Genomic DNA, 16,573 nt, shown 5'->3' on the forward strand with positions numbered 1-16,573 from the left:
TCTCCGGGTGATCCGACCCCCTTTCCCCACCCAGGGCCCGCGCTGTTCAATGGGGCTGCACAGGAGAGGAGGGTGCTCGTGTCCCCTGCGCCCGTGCCGTCCGTCGGTGCGCGGATTCGGCTGGCGCGGCTGGAGCGTGGTCTGGGACTGCGCGCCCTGGCGCGTGAGGTCGGTGTCTCCGCGAGCCTGGTCTCCCAGATTGAGACCGGGAAGAGCCAGCCGTCGGTCAGAACCCTGTACGCGATCACCACGGCACTCGGCATCTCCGTCGAGTCCCTCTTCGAGGGCCGGCAGACCACCGCGGCGGTGCGTACGGGCACCGTCCTGCATGCCCTCGCGGCCTTCGCGGCCGACCCCGGACGCCGCATAGGCCCCCTGGTCACCGCCGGTGAGCGCGAGGTGCTGGAACTGGACTCCGGCGTCGTGTGGGAGCGGCTCGGGCACGTCCCCGGTACCGACGTGGACTTCCTGCTCGTCACGTACCGGCCCGGCGGCTCTTCCTCCGGCTCGGGCGGCCTGATGCGCCATGCCGGCACCGAGTACGGCTACCTGACCTCTGGCGAGCTCGTCCTCACCCTCGGCTTCGAGGAGCAGGTCCTGCGCCCCGGCGACGCTGTGTGCTTCGAGTCCACCACCCCCCACCGCTACCGCAACGACGGCGACGAACCGGCTGTGGGCGTCTGGTTCGTGGCGAGCCAAAGTGTTCAGTGACACTTGACACCCCTCGGGGACGGTCGTTGACTCGATGGTGGGGGTGGTCGCGATGGCGATCCGCACGTACGGCCCCAACGCCGTCGACTGGGAAGAGCGCGTCGACCTGGACCGGCTGCGCAGGCAGCGCCTGGCCCGGCTCCACGACACGCTGAACCGCTCCGAGCTGGGCGCCGTGCTCAGCTTCGACTTCGCCAACATCCGCTACATGACCGCCACGCACATCGGCACCTGGGCGATGGACAAGCTGATCCGCTTCGCCCTGCTGGTCCGCGGCGGCGAACCGGTCGTCTGGGACTTCGGCTCCGCGGCCCGCCACCACCAGCTCCACAACCCGTGGCTCGACTACAGCGACGGCAAGGAAGGCCCGCCCACCGGAGCCCGCGCCGGCATCTCCACCCTGCGCGGTGCCTTCCACCCGGACGCCGGGATCGCCGAGGACGTCGCCGCGAAGATCGCCGCCGAACTCCGGGCCCACGGCCTCGCCGGTGAACCGCTAGGCGTCGACGTCGCCGAGATGCCCGTCCTCGCGGCCCTGCGCGCCGAGGGCATCGACGTCGTCGACGGCCAGCAGGTCTTCCTGGAGGCCCGCCGCATCAAGACCGGCGACGAGATCTCCCTGCTCGCCCAGGCCTGCGCGATGGTCGACGCGGCCTACGAGGAGCTCTACGCCCACCTGCGCCCCGGAATCCGCGAGAACGAGTGCGTCGGACTGGTCAGCAAGGTCCTCTACGACCTCGGCAGCGAGTACGTCGAAGGCGTCAACGCCATCTCGGGAGAACGCTGTTCACCCCACCCGCACGTCTACAGCGACCGCCTGATCCGCCCCGGCGACCCCGCCTTCTTCGACATCCTGCACAGCCACCTCGGCTACCGCACCTGCTACTACCGCACCTTCGCCGTCGGCAGCGCCTCCCGCGCCCAGCGGGACGCCTACGTCCGCTGCCGTGCGTACATGGACGAGGCGATCTCCCTCGTCCGGCCGGGCGCGACCACCGCCGACATCGTCCAGGTGTGGCCGCGGGCCGAGGAGTTCGGCTTCGCCGACGAGACCGCCGCCTTCGCCCTCCAGTACGGCCACGGGGTCGGCCTGTCCATCTGGGAGAAGCCCATCTTCAGCCGCCTGGTCTCCCTCGACCACCCCGAAGTCCTCGAAGAGGGCATGGTGTTCGCGCTGGAGACCTACTGGCCCGCCGCCGACGGCTGGTCCGCCGCCCGCATCGAGGAGGAACTGGTCGTCACCGCCGACGGCTGCGAGGTCATCACCAAGTTCCCGGCCGAGGAACTCCTGGTTGCGGGCCGCAAGTACTGGACGGTGGGCGGCGAGCTCAACACCGCCCGCGAGGCGCAGTCCCACCTGAACACCGGACACGAGGGGACCGGCGATGGACAGCGCTGAACTCCTCGCCCTGTACGAGCGGATGGTCCTCATCCGCCGTACCGAGAAGGCCGCCCACGACCTGTTCCTCCAGGGCCTCGTCAAGGGCACCACCCATCTCGCCGCCGGGCACGAGGCGATCGCCGTCGGAGCGAGCGCCGCCCTGCGCGACGACGACTACGTCTTCGCCACCTACCGGGGCCACCACCACGCGATGGCCCGGGGAGCCACGCCCGAGGAGTGCCTCGCCGAACTCATGAGCAGGGCAACGGGGTTGTGCCGGGCCAAGGGCGGCTCCATGCACCTCACCAAAGCCTCCGTGAACATGCTCGGCTCCTACGCCATCGTCGGCGCCCACCTCCCGATGGCGGTCGGCGCCGCCTGGTCGGCGAGGCTGCGCGGCACCGGACAGCTCGCGGTCGCCTTCTTCGGCGACGGCGCCACCAACATCGGCGCCTTCCACGAGGCGCTGAACCTGGCCGCCGTGTGGAAGCTGCCCGTGCTGTTCGTCTGCGAGAACAACCTGTACATGGAGTACACCCCGATCGCCGACGTCACCGCGGTGTCCCGGCCCGCGGCCGACCGGGCGCCCGCCTACGGCATCCCCGGCGAGGTGGTCGACGGCAACGACGTCGTGCGTGTCCAGGAGGCCGTGGCACGGCTGGCGCGACGGGCCCGGGCCGGAGACGGGCCGGCCGTGCTGGAGGCCGAGACCTACCGCCACTTCGGGCACAGCAGGACCGACCCGGCGACCTACCGTCCGGCCGAGGAGGTCGAACGCTGGCTCAAGCACGACCCGTTGGACATCGCGCGCGGGCGGCTCGTCGAGGACGGGGTCCCCGAGGAGACGGTCACCGCGGCCGACGAGCGCGCACGGACCGTCGTACAGGAGGCGGTCGAGGCCGCGAAGAGTGCGCCGCCGCCGGATCCGCGGGAGGCCTTCACCGACGTATGGGCCGACGGAGGTGCCGCATGGCGGACGTGACGCGGGAACGGGCGGACGACCCGCGGCCGATCAGCTACCGGGACGCCGTCGCCGAGGGCATTGCGCGGGAGATGCGGCGCGATCCGTCGGTGGTCTGCCTCGGGGAGGACATCGGCGCGGCCGGCGGGGTGTTCAAGACGACCGCCGGGCTGCACGAGGAGTTCGGGCCGGAGCGGGTGTGGGACACGCCGATCTCCGAACAGGCCATCGTGGGAGCGGCGATGGGCGCCGCGATGACCGGGATGCGGCCCGTCGCGGAGATCATGTTCTCGGACTTCTTGGCCTGTTGTTGGGACTACCTCGCCAACGAGATACCCAAGGTGCGTTACATGACGGGCGGTCAGGTCACCGTGCCCCTCGTCGTGCGCACCGCCAACGGCGGCGGGCTCGGTTTCGGCGCCCAGCACTCGCAGGCCACCGAGAACTGGGCGCTGACCGTGCCCGGGCTGAAGATCGCGGCACCCTCCACTCCCGCCGACGTCGTCGGGATGATGGCGGCCGCGATCCGCAGCGACGACCCGGTGGTGTTCTTCGAGCACAAGGGGCTGCTGGCGCGCAAGGGAGCGCCCCCGCCGCCGGACCACGTCGTCGAGCTGGGCCGCGCGGCCGTCGTCCGTGCGGGCGCGGACGTGACGCTGGTCGCGCTCGCCTCGATGGTGCCGGTCGCGCTCGCTGCAGCGGAGCGGCTCGCCGAGGAGGACATCGACGTCGAGATCGTCGACCTGCGCTCGCTCGTGCCGCTGGACACGGCCACCGTCCTCGCCTCGCTCGGCCGGACCTCCCGGCTGGTCACCGTCGAGGAGAACCCGTACCAGGGCGGCTGGGGCGCGACCCTCGTCTCCGTCGTCGCCGACGAGGGCTTCGGACTGCTGGACGCGCCGGTGCGGCGGGTGGCGGGGGAGTGCGTGCCGCTGCCCTTCGCGGACGCGCTGGAGGAACAGGTCATCCCCACCGTCGACAAGGTCGTGGCGGCCGTCAGGAGCCTCGCCGCGTACTGAACACCCCTGAGGAGGAAGCGCGATGACCCATCGGACACTCCTTCGCGCCGGACACGTGCTCTCCATGGACCCCGGCATCGGGGACCTGCCGCGGGGGGACGTCCTCATCGAGGACGGCAGGATCGCCGCGGTGGACCGCGAGATCAGCGCGGACGCCGAAGTCCTCGACATGACCGGTCGCATCGTGATTCCCGGCTTCGTCGACACCCACCGCCACACCTGGGAGGCCTCGATCCGCAACGTGGCGCCGGACGCCACCCTCGACGACTACTTCGTCGACATCCTGGACACCTTCGCCCCCCTCTACACCCCCGAGGACGTCTACGCGGCCAACCTCGCGGGCGCCCTGGAGTGTCTCAACGCCGGCATCACCACGCTCGTCGACTGGTCCCACATCAACAACACCCCCGAGCACCCGGACGCGGCGATCCGGGCCCTGAAGGAGACCGGCATCCGCGCCCAGTACGCGTACGGCAGCGCCAACACCTCCCTCGCCGACTACTGGTTCGAGAGCAAGATCGCGATCCCGGGCGACGACGTACGCCGGATCCGCACCGAGTACTTCCCCGCCGACTCCGACGACGGCCTGCTCACCCTCGCCCTCGCCACCCGCGGCCCCGGCTTCTGCGTCAACGACGTCGTCACCTCCGAATGGGCCCTCGCCCGTGAACTCGGCATCCCCCTCACCGTGCACGTGGCCATGGGCCGCCTCGCCGGCCGCTTCGGCATGGTCAAGCAGCTCCACGACCTGGGCCTGCTCGGCCCCGACACCACCTACATCCACTGCTGCTACCTCAGCGAGGAGGAGTGGCGGCTGGTCGCCGACAGTGGCGGTACGGTCTCCATCGCGCCGCAGGTCGAGACGCAGATGGGGCACGGCTGGCCGCCGGTGATGAAGGCGATCGAGCACGGCCTGCGCCCCTCGCTCAGCATCGACGTCGTCACCACCGTGCCCGGCGACATGTTCACCCAGATCCGCGCGGCCTTCGGCGCCGAGCGCGCCCGCGTCAACGCGGCCAGCTGGCAGGCCGATGTCCCGGTCCCCGACACCATGTTGACGGCACGTCAGATGCTGGAGGCAGCCACCCGCAACGGTGCCCACGTGGCCGGCCTGGAGGGGCGCACCGGATCCCTCACCCCGGGCAAGCGCGCGGACGTCGTCGCGATCGACGCGACGGCCCTGAACGTGGCCCCCGTTCACGACGCGGCCGCCGCGGTGGCCCTGAGCGCCGACGTGTCCAACGTGGAGACGGTCCTCGTCGACGGCGTCGTCCGCAAGCACGACGGCAGGCTCACGGCCGACGTGGCGCGCGCCCGGCGGCTTGTCGAGGAGTCCCGCGACCGGCTGCTGGCCGCGAAGGAGGCCCGGACGTGACACGGCACCTGGTGCGCCGGGCCACCGACCTCCCGAAGCCGTCGTACGACGAACACGGCTACCGGCGACGGGAGTTGGTCGGCGAGGCCGACGGCAGCTCGCACACCGGTTTCGGGGTGTGCGAGCTGCGCCCCGACGGCGCGGTCGCGGCCCATGTGCACTCGTACGAGGAGAGCTTCCACGTCCTGGACGGCACCGTGGTCCTCGATGTGCCCGAGGGGTCTTATCTGCTGGAGGAGGGCGATTACGGGCTCCTGCCCACCGGTGTCCCGCACGCCTGGCGCGGTGCCGGGGACGGCGTCGCCCGCTGGGCGGACATGCTCGCGCCGGTGCCGCGGGCCCGGTACGGGCACGACACCCAGGCGGTTGCTCCGTGGCCCGTGCGCCCGCCTGTCCGGATCGATGTCCGTGATCCGCGCACCCGGTCCTTCGGCCGCTTCGAGCCCGCCCAGATGGACCCCGGCAAGCAGTCCCAGGACCTGCTCGCGGTGTCGGCGAGCATGCGCACCGCGCTCCTCGTCTACAGCGGGATCACCGTGAAGATGATGGTCGACGGCGATCTGGGCGCGGTGGCCTCGACGATGTTCATGGTGCAGTACGCGCCCGACGGCGTCGCCGGCACCCACGACCACCCCTTCGAGGAGACCTACCTGTTCCTCGACGGCGTGGCGGACGCGGTCTTCGACGGCTCGCGGTACCGGCTCGGACCGGGCGACTGCGCCTGGGCGGGCGCCGGTTGCGTGCACGGCTTCTCCAACGCCGGTGACGGCCCGTTGCGCTGGCTGGAGACACAGGCGCCGCAGCCGCCGGTGCGGCACTCCTACCGGTTCACCCGGGACTGGGAGTACCTGAGGGAGGCTTCGCGATGAGCGGCGTGGTGGTGGTCGGCGGCACCTCGGGCATCGGGCGCGCGTTCGCCCGGGTGCGGGCGGAGCGCGGCGACGAGGTGGTGATCACCGGACGGGACGCCCACCGCACCGACGCCGCGGCCGAGGAGATCGGCGCCCGGGGCCTCGCCCTGGACCTCGCGCGGCCGAAGGGGATCGCCGACGCGCTGAGCGGGGTGGGAACCGTCGACCACCTGGTGATCGCGGGCATCTCCCGCGACGAGAACCGGGTGGCCTCGTACGACATCGACGCGGCCCTCCACCTCGTCACGCTCAAGCTCGTCGGCTACACCGCCGTGGTGCACGCCCTGTGGTCCCGCCTGCACGACGACAGTGCCATCGTGCTGTTCGGCGGACAGGCCAAGGAGCGGCCCTACCCGGGAGCGACGACGGTGGCCACCGTCAACGCCGGGGTGGGCGGGCTGATGCGCACCCTGGCCGTCGAACTCGCCCCGGTCCGCGTCAACGCGATCCATCCCGGGGTGGTGGGGGACAGCCCCTACTGGCGGGACAAGCCGCAGGAGGTCCTGGCGGGCCTGCGGGCCAGGACCCCGACCGGGCGGCTCGCGACCATGGCGGACGTGGTGGACGCCGTGGACTTCCTGCTGCGCAACGGCTCGGTCAACGCGGTGGAGTTGAACGTGGACGGCGGCTGGCTGCTGGGGTGACGGCTCAGCGCTTGACGCCGACCGCCCCGTACAGCGACACGGGCTCGCCGTCCTCCCGCTCGTCCGGACGCCACTGCGACAGGGGCACGATCCCCGGCTCCAGCACCTCGAGTCCCTTGAAGAGACGGCTCACTTCGTCGTGCGAGCGCGCCACCAGGGTGACCCCGCTCGCCGTGTAGGCCGCGATGCCCGCCTTCACCTTCTCCGGGTCGAAGTCGGCCGTCATCGCCGACAGCACCAGGCAACTGCCCGGCGCCAGCGCGTCGAGCAGCGTGTCCACCAGCTCCTGGGCGCCGTCCTCGTCGGAGATGAAGTGCAGCAGCGCGACCAGCGACAGCGCGACGGGCTGCTCGAAGTCCAGGACCGCGGAGGCGCCCTGGAGGATCCGCCGCGGTTCGCGTGCGTCGGCCTGGAGGTAGTGCGTCGCCCCCTCCGGGGTGCCGTGCAGCAGGGCCGCCGCGTGGGCCAGGACGATCGGGTCGTTGTCGACGTACACGACCCGGGCGTCCGGCACGGCGGACTGGGCGATCTGGTGGAGGTTGGGCTCGGTGGGGATGCCGGAGCCGATGTCGAGGAACTGGCGGATGCCCGCCTCCCGTACGACGACCCGGGTGGCCCGCTCCATGAACCGGCGGTTGGCGCGTGCCTGGCGGGGCGCGTCCCCCTGCGCGGTGATCCGGCGTCCCAGCTCCTCGTCGACGGGGTAGTTGTCCTTCCCGCCGAGGAACCAGTCGTACACCCGGGCCGGATGCGGCCTGCTCGTGTCGATCCGTCGGCCGGCCGACTCGGTCCCGGTCACTCAAAGCTCCTCTGCTCGACAGGATGTGCGAGCAGTGTGCCATGTCACCCGGCGCGGCGGAGGCTGTCCTCGGCCACCTCGTCGTCGATCGCCGCCCGCACCAACGCCGCTGCCAGGACGTCCGGTTGGACGTCGCCGGCCAGCTCGCGCAACCGGTCGGGATCCTCCGGCAGGCCGAGCCGCCCGGCCCCCGCGAGTGCCTTGCCGTCCAGATGGGGCGCGACCTCGGGCCAGACGCCCTGCACCTCGCGCAGGAAGATGTCGGCGCCGGCGGGACCGATGCCGGGGAACTTCCGCAGCAGGCGCCGCAGTTCGCCGACGTCGCCGTCCGCCTCCGCGCGCAGCCGGCGCAGATCGCCGCCCCACCGCTCGGTCAACAGCTCCGCTCCCCGGCCGAGTTGGGTCGCCGTACGTTCGTCGTAGCGTCGGTAGCCGCCGCGGCCCAGCGCGTCCACCCGCTCCTGCCAGGAGGCCCGGGCCATGCTGCGCGGATCGCGCAGTCCCGCCCGGTGCAGTTGACGCGCGGCGGCGATCGCGACGGAGCCGCGGATGCGGGCACTGAGCAGCAGGGACAGCACCAGCAGCCGGTACAGGGGCTGCGGGGTGTCCTTCAGCGTGATGCCCGCCTCCGCGGCGTACGTCCGTCCGTGCGCGCCGACGAGTTCCCGTACGACGCGCTCCGCCCTGGTCATCGCCTGAGCGGGTCGTGGCCGACGGACATCAGCCGGTGCCGGCGGCGCCTCTCCTCGGCCTCGGGCTCCTTCTCCACGTCGGCCTCCGCGGTGACGGTGTCCACCACCTCGTACATGACGTCGATGTCCTCGTCGGACAGGTCCACGCGCCGCTTCTGGAGGATGGCGAGGACGTGCTGCCCGATCGGCTCACCCGCGTGCTCCGGCAGCGGCTCCGCGGACTCGTCCGCGTCGCTCACCCGCAGCCAGGCGGCCAGCTCCTGCGAGGTCATGTTCACCGCACGGTGGAAGTCCTCCCACAGCGCGTCGAGTTCGAGAGCGTCGGTCATCGCGTGCGCCTTTCCGTGGGTGCTTGCCGCGGTCAGTCCCGGGGCCAGTTCTCGGCCTCGAACATCCAGCGCTGCTTCTCCAGCTCGGCCGTGATGCCGATCAACAGGTCCTGGGTGACCGGGTCGGCCTTCTCGGTGGCCTCGATGCGCTCGCGCAGCCGTCCGATGGCCGCCTCCAGCGTCTCCACGATCAGCCGGACGACGTCGTCGTCCCGGATCCAGCCGCTCTTCGAGCCGGGCAGCGTGTAGGCGGAGGCGATCGTCTCGGGGCGGCCGTCCGGCGCCACCCCCAGGGCCGCGGCGCGCTCCGCCACGGTGTCGGAGAACGTCCGCGCCGTCGTGACCACCTCGTCCAACTGGAGGTGGATGGACCGGAAGCGCGGGCCCACGATGTTCCAGTGCGCCTGCTTTCCGATCAACGACAGGCCGATCAGATCCACCAGGGTGCTCTGCAGGGCCTCCCCGGCCGTCTCGCGGGCCGAGTCGGACAGGGTGCTCCTGACCACAGTCATACCGTGCTCCTCCTTCTGGCATGGTCGATGCCGGTACGGAGCAGCTCGTCGCGTTCCTGTTCGCAGGTCCCGCCCCACACGCCGGAGGTCAGCCCGCTGCCGAGCGCCGGATCGAGGCACTCGGGGGCGACCGGGCAGCGGGCGCACACACGCTTCGCCGCCGCGATGTCCCGCAGCGCGGGGCCCTGCCTGCCCACGGGGAAGAACAGCTCGGGGTCCTCTCCCACGCAGGCCGCGCGACACAACCACTCCATGGGGGCGCGGGTGCCCCGGGCATACGCGTGCAAACAGCGCTGTCTCAGCGTGTGAGCACCTCGTCGAGGAAGTCCGTCACGTCCGCGAAGACCTCCGCCCTGTTCGTCTCGTGGAACACCTCGTGCCGGGCCCCGGGGTAGATCCGTTCGGTGAGCGTCTCGCCCCTGAGATCCTCGACCCCGACGCGGCTCCCCCCGAGCGGCACCAGCCGGTCGTCGTCGCCGTGCAGCCACAGCAGCGGGAGCGGGCCGACCCGGCCGCCCCGGGACACGGTGGCCAGGGCGCGGGCGAACGCCTCCACCGTCGGCCGCTTCATCGGCCCGTGCCAGACCAGGGGATCCGCCCGGTAGGCGGCGCCCACCTCCGGGTCACGGGAGAGCGCGGCCGGACTGATCGGCGTGTCCGGGATCTCGTCGAGGGCGAGCAGGGCCCCCGGCAGCTGCCAGGCGCCGATCACCGGCCCCGACAGCACGAGCGCGGACAGCTCGGCGCCGTACCGCTGGGCGAAGCGGGCGGCGATCAGCCCGCCCATGGAGTGCCCGACCAGGACGAGAGGTGTACCGGGCCAGGTGGCGCGGGCCAGGTCCGCGACCGTGTGCACGTCCGTGACGACGTCCTCGAAGTCCTCGATCAGGACGCGTTCCCCGGCGGACTTCCCGTGCCCGGTGTGGTCGGGCCCGACGACGGCCGCGCCGTGCGCCGTGAGGATCCCGGCGAGCTCCTCGTACCGGCCGACGTGCTCCCCGTAGCCGTGCACCACCAGGGCCACGTACCGGGGGTGGTCGTGGGGCCACTCCCGCACGGTGAGGTGGCCGTTGGTTCCGGCGAGGACGTGCTCGGCCATGTCTGCTCCCGCTGCGCTATAGTCCGAAACTAGCAGTGCTAATTAAAGCTGTTCGGAACCCCGATGACGACGGTCAGGAGTCCTCCCGTGCGCCCCGTCCACTTCGCGGCCGCCCGCCGCACCCCCATCGGCAGACTCCGCGGTGCGCTGTCCGCCGTACGCCCCGACGACCTCGCCGCGACCGTGATCCGCGCCCTGGTCGCCGACGTGCCCGCGCTCGACCCGGCGCACGTCGACGACGTCTACTGGGGCGCCGCCAACCAGGCCGGCGAGGACAACCGCAACGTCGCCCGCATGGCCGCGCTGCTCGCCGGACTGCCCGAGACCGTGCCCGGGGCCACCGTCAACCGGCTGTGCGCCTCCGGCCTGGAGGCCGTGACCACCGCCGCCCGCACCATCGCCGCCGGCGAGGCCGACATCGTGCTCGCGGGCGGCTCCGAGTCGATGAGCCGCGCCCCCTTCGTGCTGCCGCGCCCCGACGAGGCCCTCCCGCACCGGATGGAGACCCACGACACCCGGCTCGGCTGGCGTCTGGTGAACCCGGCCATGAAGGAACTCCACGCCCTGCTGCCCATGGGCGAGACCGCCGAGGAGGTCGCCCGGCGGTACGGCATCGGGCGCGAGCGGCAGGACGAGTTCGCCCTGCGCAGCCACCGGCTCGCCGCCGAGGCCCGCAAGAACGGCCACTTCGACGACGAACTCCTGCCCGTCGAGCGCCCCGACGGCGTGCTCGTCGACAGCGACGAGTGCATCCGCGAGGACACCTCCTACGACAAGCTGGCCCGCCTCAGGCCCGTCTTCCGGGCCGACGGCACGGTCACCGCGGGCAACGCCTCACCGATGAACGACGGCGCGGCGGGACTCCTCCTGGTCAGCGAGGAGGCACTGAACGAGCTGGGGCTGGAGTCCCTGGGCCGCTACGTCGCCGGCGCCTCGGCCGGTGTCCACCCCGACGTGATGGGCATCGGCCCCGTCCCCGCCACCCGCAAGGCGCTCGCCCGCGTGGACTGGAGCATCGACGACATCGAGGAGGCCGAGTTCAACGAGGCCTTCGCCGCCCAGGCCCTCGCCTGCGTCGACGAACTCGGCATCGACCCCGAGCGCGTCAACCCGACCGGCGGCGCGATCGCGCTGGGCCACCCGCTGGGCTGCTCGGGCGCCCGCATCCTCACGACCCTGCTGCACCGGATGCGACGCACGGGGGCGGCGCGCGGGCTGGCGACGATGTGCGTGGGCGTCGGGCAGGGCAGCGCCGTCCTGGTGGAGCGGCACTAGCCCGAGGGCGTCACCAGGACCACTCGGCGAGACGGCACTTACCGGACCGGTTGGCTGCACATAGCATCGGTCTCCGCATGGACACGATGACGCTCTGGCACATTTCCGGCTGGGGGTTCGCCGCGCTCGCCGCCGCGGCCCTGCTCGTCGGCTTCTCCAAGACGGCCGTCAGCGGGGCCAACACGGTCAGCCTCGCGATCTTCGCCGCGGTGCTGCCCGCCCGCGCCTCCACCGGCGCGCTGCTGCCGATCCTGATCGCCGGGGACGTGCTCGCGGTGCTCACCTACCGGCGGCACGCCCACTGGCCCACCCTCTGGCGGCTGTTCCCGGCGGTCGCGGTCGGCGTGGTCGCGGGCACGGTCTTCCTGCGGTGGGCGGACGACGGGATCGTACGGACGTCGATCGGCGCGATCCTCCTCTTCATGGCCGCGGTGACGGTCTGGCGCCGCCGCACGGCCGACTCCGGGGAGGAACCCGACTCGGTCGCCACCCGGACCGGCCGGGTCAAGGCCCGCTCCTACGGCGTCCTCGGCGGCTTCACCACCATGGTCGCCAACGCCGGCGGCCCGGTGATGTCGATGTACCTGCTGTCCGCGGGCTTCCGCAAACTCGGCTTCCTCGGCACCTCGGCCTTCTTCTTCCTGATCGTCAACGTCTCCAAGGTGCCCTTCAGCGTCGGCCTCGGCCTGATCGACGGCCACTCGCTGCTGCTCGACCTCGCCCTCGTGGCGTTCGTCGTGCCCGGCGCGCTCCTCGGCAAATGGGCGGTGAACCGCATCAACCAGCGGCTCTTCGAACAGCTGGTGATCGCCGCGACGGTCGTGGGCGGCCTTCAGCTACTGCTTCGCTGACCCGCCGAGCAGCGTCGGCAGGTCCGCGAACGACTCGATCACGTGGTCGGGCCTGCCACTGGCCGAACGGTGCGTCTCAGGAAGGTACTTGCCGGTCTTCACGAGCACCCCGGTGAGCCCGGCGCGCTGCGCGGCCAGCACGTCCGACTCGATGTCGTCCCCCACCATCAGCGCCTCGTCCGGCCCGGCCCCGAGCCGGGCGAGCGCCGCCTCGAAGAACGCTGGCGAGGGCTTGCCGGTGATCTCGGCCTCGGTCCGGGCGGCCTTCTCCAGACCGGCCAGGAAGGCCCCGGCGTCCAGTTGGAGCCCGTCGGCGGTACGCCAGTACAGGTTGCGGTGCATCGCCACCAGCCGGGCCCCGCGCTGGAGGTGTCCGAAGGCCCGATTGAGCGCCGCGTAACCGAACTCGGGCCCGGCACCCCCGAGCACGACGACGTCGACCCCCTCGCCCTCCTCGGCCGCGTCACCGACCAGCGTGACGCCCGCCAGATCCTCGGCGATGTCCCCGCTGTTCAGCAGCGCGCAGCGGGCACCGGGACAGTGGTCGGCCAGATACGCGGCGGTCACCGTGGGCGCGGTGAGGATGTCCTGCGCCGACACGTCGAAGCCCGCCCCCGTCAGCACCGAGGCGATCGACGCCCGCGTCCGCGAGGTCGTGTTCGTCACCAGCGCGACCTGGAAACCGGCCTCCCGCACCTCCCGCAACGCCGCCACCGCCCCCGGCAGCGGCTCCCACGAGACGGTGAGAACCCCGTCGATGTCGATCAGGACCGCGCGCACGGATGCCATGCCCGGACCATAGCCTTGAAGGGGCGGGCACGCCTGTTGACGTGCGTCCCGGGTGTGCTGTCGGAGGAGGCGGACGCGGGCCGAAGCCGCACACCCGCCGTGCTGCCTCCCGCCCCTGACCTCGTACGCTGCCTGCCATGTCCCCGCACATCCTGATCCTCGGCGGCACCACCGAGGCCCGCGCCCTGGCCGCCGCGCTGGCGTCGCGGCCCGGCGTGCGCGTCACCACCTCCCTCGCGGGGCGGGTGGCCCGGCCGGGCGCGGTCGCGGGTGAGGTGCGGATCGGCGGGTTCGGCGGTGAGGAGGGGCTGGCCGCCTGGCTGCGGGAGGAGCGTGTCGACGCTGTGGTCGACGCCACCCACCCCTTCGCCCGCACGATCACCGGCAATGCGGCCCGGGCGGCCGCGGTGACCGGCGTGCCCTCCGTGGTGCTGCGCCGCCCGGGCTGGCGGCCGGTGCCGGGGGACCGCTGGCATCCCGTCGATTCCCTCGACGAGGCCGCGCAGTTGCTGCCGAGCCTCGGCCGGCGGGTGTTCCTGACCACCGGCCGCATGGAGCTCGCCGCCTTCGCCCACCTAGCCGAACTCCACTTCGTCGTACGGTCGGTGGAGCTGCCGGAGCCGCCGATGCCCCCGCACACCGAAGTCCTTCTGGCCCGCGGCCCGTTCACGGTGTCCGACGAGTCGGCGCTCCTGTGCCACCACAACATCGAGGTCCTGGTCACCAAGGACAGCGGGGGAACGGCCACCTCCGCCAAACTCACCGCTGCCCGCGAACTGGCCCTGCCCGTCGTGGTCGTACGCCGGCCCGCCCTCCCGGACGGGGTGACGGCGATGCCGGACGTGGCGGCGGTTCTGCGGTGGCTGGACCTCGGCTGACGGTGACGGCGACGCCGAGACACCGCCGGGCGACGCGTGAGCGGACCGGCGGGAGCACGGCCCTCGGACCGGACACACGGGCGGTCCGCACGGATGCCAGCCGGCCGTCTCCGTGGCCACGGCTGGTGCCACGTGCCCTGCTCGTGCCTCCCGTGCCTACGGCTGCTTCGGATGCCGGCGCAGCAGATACGTGTCCATGATCCAGCCCTTGCGCTCCCGGGCCTCGGCGCGCAGCCGCTCGATGCGGGGGGCGGCCTCGGCGATCGGGCCGGAGACGAGGATCTCGTCCGCTGTGCCTATGTAGGCCCCCCAGTAGATGTCGATGTCCTGGTCGGCGTAGGCGCGGAAGGCCTGGTGGGCGTCGAGCATCACGACCACGTCGTCCACTCCCTCCGGGAAGCCCTCGGCCAGGCGCCGACCGGTGGTGATCTGCACGGGCCTCGCGACCCGGTTCAGCCCGGTGCGATGCCGCGCCACCAGCGCCGACACGCTGCTGATGCCGGGCACCACGTCGTACTCGAAGGACACCGAGCCCCGCTCCAGGATCTCCTCCAGGATGCCGAGCGTGCTGTCGTACAGCGCGGGGTCCCCCCACACCAGGAACGCGCCGCTCTCCTCCTCGCCGAGTTCCTCGGAGATCAGCCGCTCGTAGATGTCGGCACGGGCACTGCGCCAGTCACCGACGGCGGGGGAGTAGGCGGACCCGCCCGCCTTGCGGTCGCGCTCCGGGTCCCTGGCCTCCACCACCCGGTACGACCCCTTCGGTATGTGCGCGTCCAGCATGTCCCGGCGCAACTGGGTGAGGTCGCCCTTCACCTCGCCCTTGTCCAGGACGAAGAACACGTCCGTGCTCCGCAGCGCCCTGACCGCCTGGAGGGTGAGCTGCTCGGGGTCGCCGTCGACGATCTCGCCGCGCTGCTGGGCCGCGGCGACGGCACGCTCCAGGGAGCCCACCGTGCGGTCGATCGCGGTGGCGATCTGCTCGGCGGCGTCGGGCTCGTGCTTGCGGGCGTACATCAGCTCCAGCAGCTCGGCGTTGTCGATGGCGAAGCGGAGGTAGGCCCGGGCGAGCGTGGTGAGGCGGTCCTGGAGGGCGAGCCCCGGTTCGTCGGCGGCATCGAGCGCCTCGGCCATGCGGTCGTACCCCACCAGGGCGAGCGCGTTGAGGAGGGCCTGCTTGTCCTTGAAGTGCCGGCCGGGGGCCGCGTGGCTGACGCCGATGTCGCGGGCGAGCTCACGCAGCGAGAGGGAGGCGGCGGTGCCCTTGTCGCGGAGGGGGCGTTCGGCGGCGGCGAGGAGGGCGGAGCGCAGGTCTCCGTGGTGGTAGGGGCGGGGCCCGGGCTTCTCGGCTGGCATGGACGTCATGGTATCCGGATGTAGGCGTTGCCAGCATTGTTGTCACCGGCTGCATTGTTGTCATTGACAGCATTGTTGGCGGCGCCTACATTCGCCGTATGGCTACCGATGAGCAGCAGAAGTGGAACGTGACCCGCATCCCCGACCAGACCGGCCGCACGGCCGTGATCACCGGGGCGAACAGCGGGATCGGGCTCCGGGCCGCGCAGGCCCTCGCCGGGGCGGGCGCGCATGTCGTGTTCGCCGTCCGGGACCCGGAGCGCGGTGAGGCGGCGGCGAGGAGCGTCAACGGCAGCACGGAGGTGCGGCGGCTCGATCTGGCGGACCTGTCGTCGGTCCGGGAGTTCGCGGCGGCGTGGGACCGGCCGCTGGATCTGCTGATCAACAACGCGGGCGTGATGATGGTTCCGCAGCAGCGGACTGCGGACGGCTTCGAGATGCAGTTCGGCACGAACCATCTGGGCCACTTCGCGCTGACGAACCTGCTGCTGCCGTATGTCACCGACCGGGTCGTGACGGTCTCCTCGGGCGCGCACCGCTGGGGTGACGAGCGGATCCACTTCGACGACCTGAACCGGACGGCGGACTACGACCCGAGGGGCGTCTACGGCCAGTCGAAGCTGGCGAACCTGCTGTTCGTGCTGGAGCTCCAGCGGCGGCTGACGGAGTCGGGCTCCCGGGTGCGCGCCCTCGCGGCCCACCCCGGCTACTCGGCCACCAACCTGCAGAGCCACGCGGCGAGTGCGGCGGCGCGGGTCTTCATGAAGTTCGGCAACAGGTTCCTGGCGCAGGACGACCGGGCGGGCGCGCTGCCGACGCTGTACGCGGCGACGCAGGATCTGCCGGGGGCGAGCTATGTCGGGCCCGACGGGCTCGGGGAGTTGCGGGGCGCGCCGACCCTGGTGGGCCGGAGCGCGGCCGCGAGCGACCCGGCGGTGGCCCGGCGCCTGTGGACGGCGTCGGAGGAGCTGACGGGGACGCGGTATCCCCA

At 72.2% G+C, this 16,573-nt stretch carries 19 protein-coding genes and 1 pseudogene; 11 read left to right on the top strand and 9 right to left on the bottom strand.

Annotation, left to right across the window (positions count from 1 at the left end; genetic code table 11):
* Window positions 1-78: 78 nt before the first annotated feature.
* Genes EHS43_RS18300 through EHS43_RS18330 form a run of 7 tightly spaced genes read left to right on the top strand, consistent with a single transcriptional unit; the run spans window position 79 to window position 7,002 of the window.
* On the top strand, window positions 79-711 hold the full coding sequence (locus tag EHS43_RS18300; RefSeq protein ID WP_125191841.1) for a helix-turn-helix domain-containing protein: 633 nt from the start codon (window positions 79-81) through the stop codon (window positions 709-711).
* Between the two features lie 52 nt (window positions 712-763).
* On the top strand, window positions 764-2,110 hold the full coding sequence (locus EHS43_RS18305; RefSeq protein ID WP_125191842.1) for a Xaa-Pro peptidase family protein: 1,347 nt from the start codon (window positions 764-766) through the stop codon (window positions 2,108-2,110).
* Window positions 2,097-3,074: a thiamine pyrophosphate-dependent dehydrogenase E1 component subunit alpha gene (locus EHS43_RS18310; RefSeq protein WP_125191843.1), complete on the top strand. Its 978-nt coding sequence runs from the start codon at window positions 2,097-2,099 to the stop codon at window positions 3,072-3,074. Before EHS43_RS18305 ends, EHS43_RS18310 begins: the two co-directional genes overlap by 14 nt.
* Window positions 3,062-4,072 carry an alpha-ketoacid dehydrogenase subunit beta gene (locus EHS43_RS18315; protein ID WP_125191844.1) on the top strand — a complete coding sequence of 337 codons (1,011 nt, stop codon included), beginning with the start codon at window positions 3,062-3,064 and terminating at the stop codon, window positions 4,070-4,072. Before EHS43_RS18310 ends, EHS43_RS18315 begins: the two co-directional genes overlap by 13 nt.
* Before the next feature lie 22 nt (window positions 4,073-4,094).
* Window positions 4,095-5,447, top strand: a complete 1,353-nt coding sequence (locus EHS43_RS18320) for an amidohydrolase family protein (RefSeq protein WP_125191845.1) — start codon at window positions 4,095-4,097, stop codon at window positions 5,445-5,447.
* Window positions 5,444-6,316, top strand: a complete 873-nt coding sequence (locus EHS43_RS18325; RefSeq protein ID WP_125191846.1) for a cupin domain-containing protein — start codon at window positions 5,444-5,446, stop codon at window positions 6,314-6,316. The genes EHS43_RS18320 and EHS43_RS18325 overlap by 4 nt, the downstream gene beginning before the upstream one ends.
* Window positions 6,313-7,002: an SDR family oxidoreductase gene (locus EHS43_RS18330; protein WP_125191847.1), complete on the top strand. Its 690-nt coding sequence runs from the start codon at window positions 6,313-6,315 to the stop codon at window positions 7,000-7,002. The genes EHS43_RS18325 and EHS43_RS18330 overlap by 4 nt, the downstream gene beginning before the upstream one ends.
* Before the next feature lie 4 nt (window positions 7,003-7,006).
* Here EHS43_RS18330 and EHS43_RS18335 read toward each other — a convergent pair whose 3' ends face one another.
* Genes EHS43_RS18335 through EHS43_RS18360 form a run of 6 tightly spaced genes read right to left on the bottom strand, consistent with a single transcriptional unit; the run spans window position 7,007 to window position 10,433 of the window.
* Entirely contained in the window at window positions 7,007-7,801 is a 795-nt protein-coding gene (locus tag EHS43_RS18335) for an SAM-dependent methyltransferase (protein ID WP_125191848.1), read from the bottom strand.
* 44 nt (window positions 7,802-7,845) lie between these two features.
* Window positions 7,846-8,493 carry an endonuclease gene (locus EHS43_RS18340; RefSeq protein WP_125191849.1) on the bottom strand — a complete coding sequence of 216 codons (648 nt, stop codon included), beginning with the start codon at window positions 8,491-8,493 and terminating at the stop codon, window positions 7,846-7,848.
* Window positions 8,490-8,822 (bottom strand): DUF3140 domain-containing protein, encoded by a 333-nt coding sequence (locus EHS43_RS18345; protein ID WP_125191850.1) that lies wholly within the window; start codon window positions 8,820-8,822, stop codon window positions 8,490-8,492. Before EHS43_RS18345 ends, EHS43_RS18340 begins: the two co-directional genes overlap by 4 nt.
* A gap of 32 nt (window positions 8,823-8,854) precedes the next feature.
* Entirely contained in the window at window positions 8,855-9,334 is a 480-nt protein-coding gene (locus tag EHS43_RS18350; protein WP_125191851.1) for a Dps family protein, read from the bottom strand.
* Entirely contained in the window at window positions 9,331-9,588 is a 258-nt protein-coding gene (locus EHS43_RS18355; protein WP_125191852.1) for a WhiB family transcriptional regulator, read from the bottom strand. Before EHS43_RS18355 ends, EHS43_RS18350 begins: the two co-directional genes overlap by 4 nt.
* Before the next feature lie 44 nt (window positions 9,589-9,632).
* Window positions 9,633-10,433, bottom strand: coding sequence for an alpha/beta hydrolase (locus EHS43_RS18360; RefSeq protein WP_125191853.1), 801 nt, complete (start codon window positions 10,431-10,433; stop codon window positions 9,633-9,635).
* Between the two features lie 87 nt (window positions 10,434-10,520).
* On the opposite strand from EHS43_RS18360, the gene EHS43_RS18365 reads away from it, so the two are divergent.
* Together EHS43_RS18365 and EHS43_RS18370 are read left to right on the top strand one after the other, a co-directional pair.
* A complete protein-coding gene (locus EHS43_RS18365; RefSeq protein ID WP_125191854.1) occupies window positions 10,521-11,708 on the top strand; it encodes a thiolase family protein in 1,188 nt (395 codons plus the stop codon).
* A gap of 77 nt (window positions 11,709-11,785) precedes the next feature.
* Window positions 11,786-12,559 (top strand): sulfite exporter TauE/SafE family protein, encoded by a 774-nt coding sequence (locus EHS43_RS18370; RefSeq protein ID WP_125191855.1) that lies wholly within the window; start codon window positions 11,786-11,788, stop codon window positions 12,557-12,559.
* Here the strand turns inward: EHS43_RS18370 and EHS43_RS18375 are convergent.
* Window positions 12,545-13,348 (bottom strand): HAD-IIA family hydrolase, encoded by an 804-nt coding sequence (locus EHS43_RS18375; protein ID WP_125191856.1) that lies wholly within the window; start codon window positions 13,346-13,348, stop codon window positions 12,545-12,547. The genes EHS43_RS18370 and EHS43_RS18375 overlap by 15 nt on opposite strands.
* A 137-nt stretch (window positions 13,349-13,485) precedes the next feature.
* On the opposite strand from EHS43_RS18375, the gene EHS43_RS18380 reads away from it, so the two are divergent.
* On the top strand, window positions 13,486-14,226 hold the full coding sequence (locus EHS43_RS18380) for a cobalt-precorrin-6A reductase (RefSeq protein ID WP_125191857.1): 741 nt from the start codon (window positions 13,486-13,488) through the stop codon (window positions 14,224-14,226).
* Window positions 14,227-14,382: 156 nt separating this feature from the next.
* On the opposite strand, the gene cobF is transcribed toward EHS43_RS18380, so the two are convergent.
* The gene (gene cobF, locus EHS43_RS18385) at window positions 14,383-15,360 is read right to left on the bottom strand and encodes a precorrin-6A synthase (deacetylating) (protein ID WP_260470595.1); all 978 of its coding nucleotides are present in this window, start codon (window positions 15,358-15,360) and stop codon (window positions 14,383-14,385) included.
* Between the two features lie 81 nt (window positions 15,361-15,441).
* A pseudogene (locus EHS43_RS47825) lies at window positions 15,442-15,591 on the bottom strand (TetR family transcriptional regulator); the annotation flags it as partial.
* A gap of 89 nt (window positions 15,592-15,680) precedes the next feature.
* Between EHS43_RS47825 and EHS43_RS18390 the strand changes: the two are divergent.
* On the top strand, window positions 15,681-16,573 hold an 893-nt coding region (locus EHS43_RS18390; RefSeq protein ID WP_125191859.1), incomplete at its 3' end, for an oxidoreductase.

The organism is Streptomyces sp. RP5T, assembly GCF_003933965.1.
GTDB lineage: Bacteria > Actinomycetota > Actinomycetes > Streptomycetales > Streptomycetaceae > Streptomyces.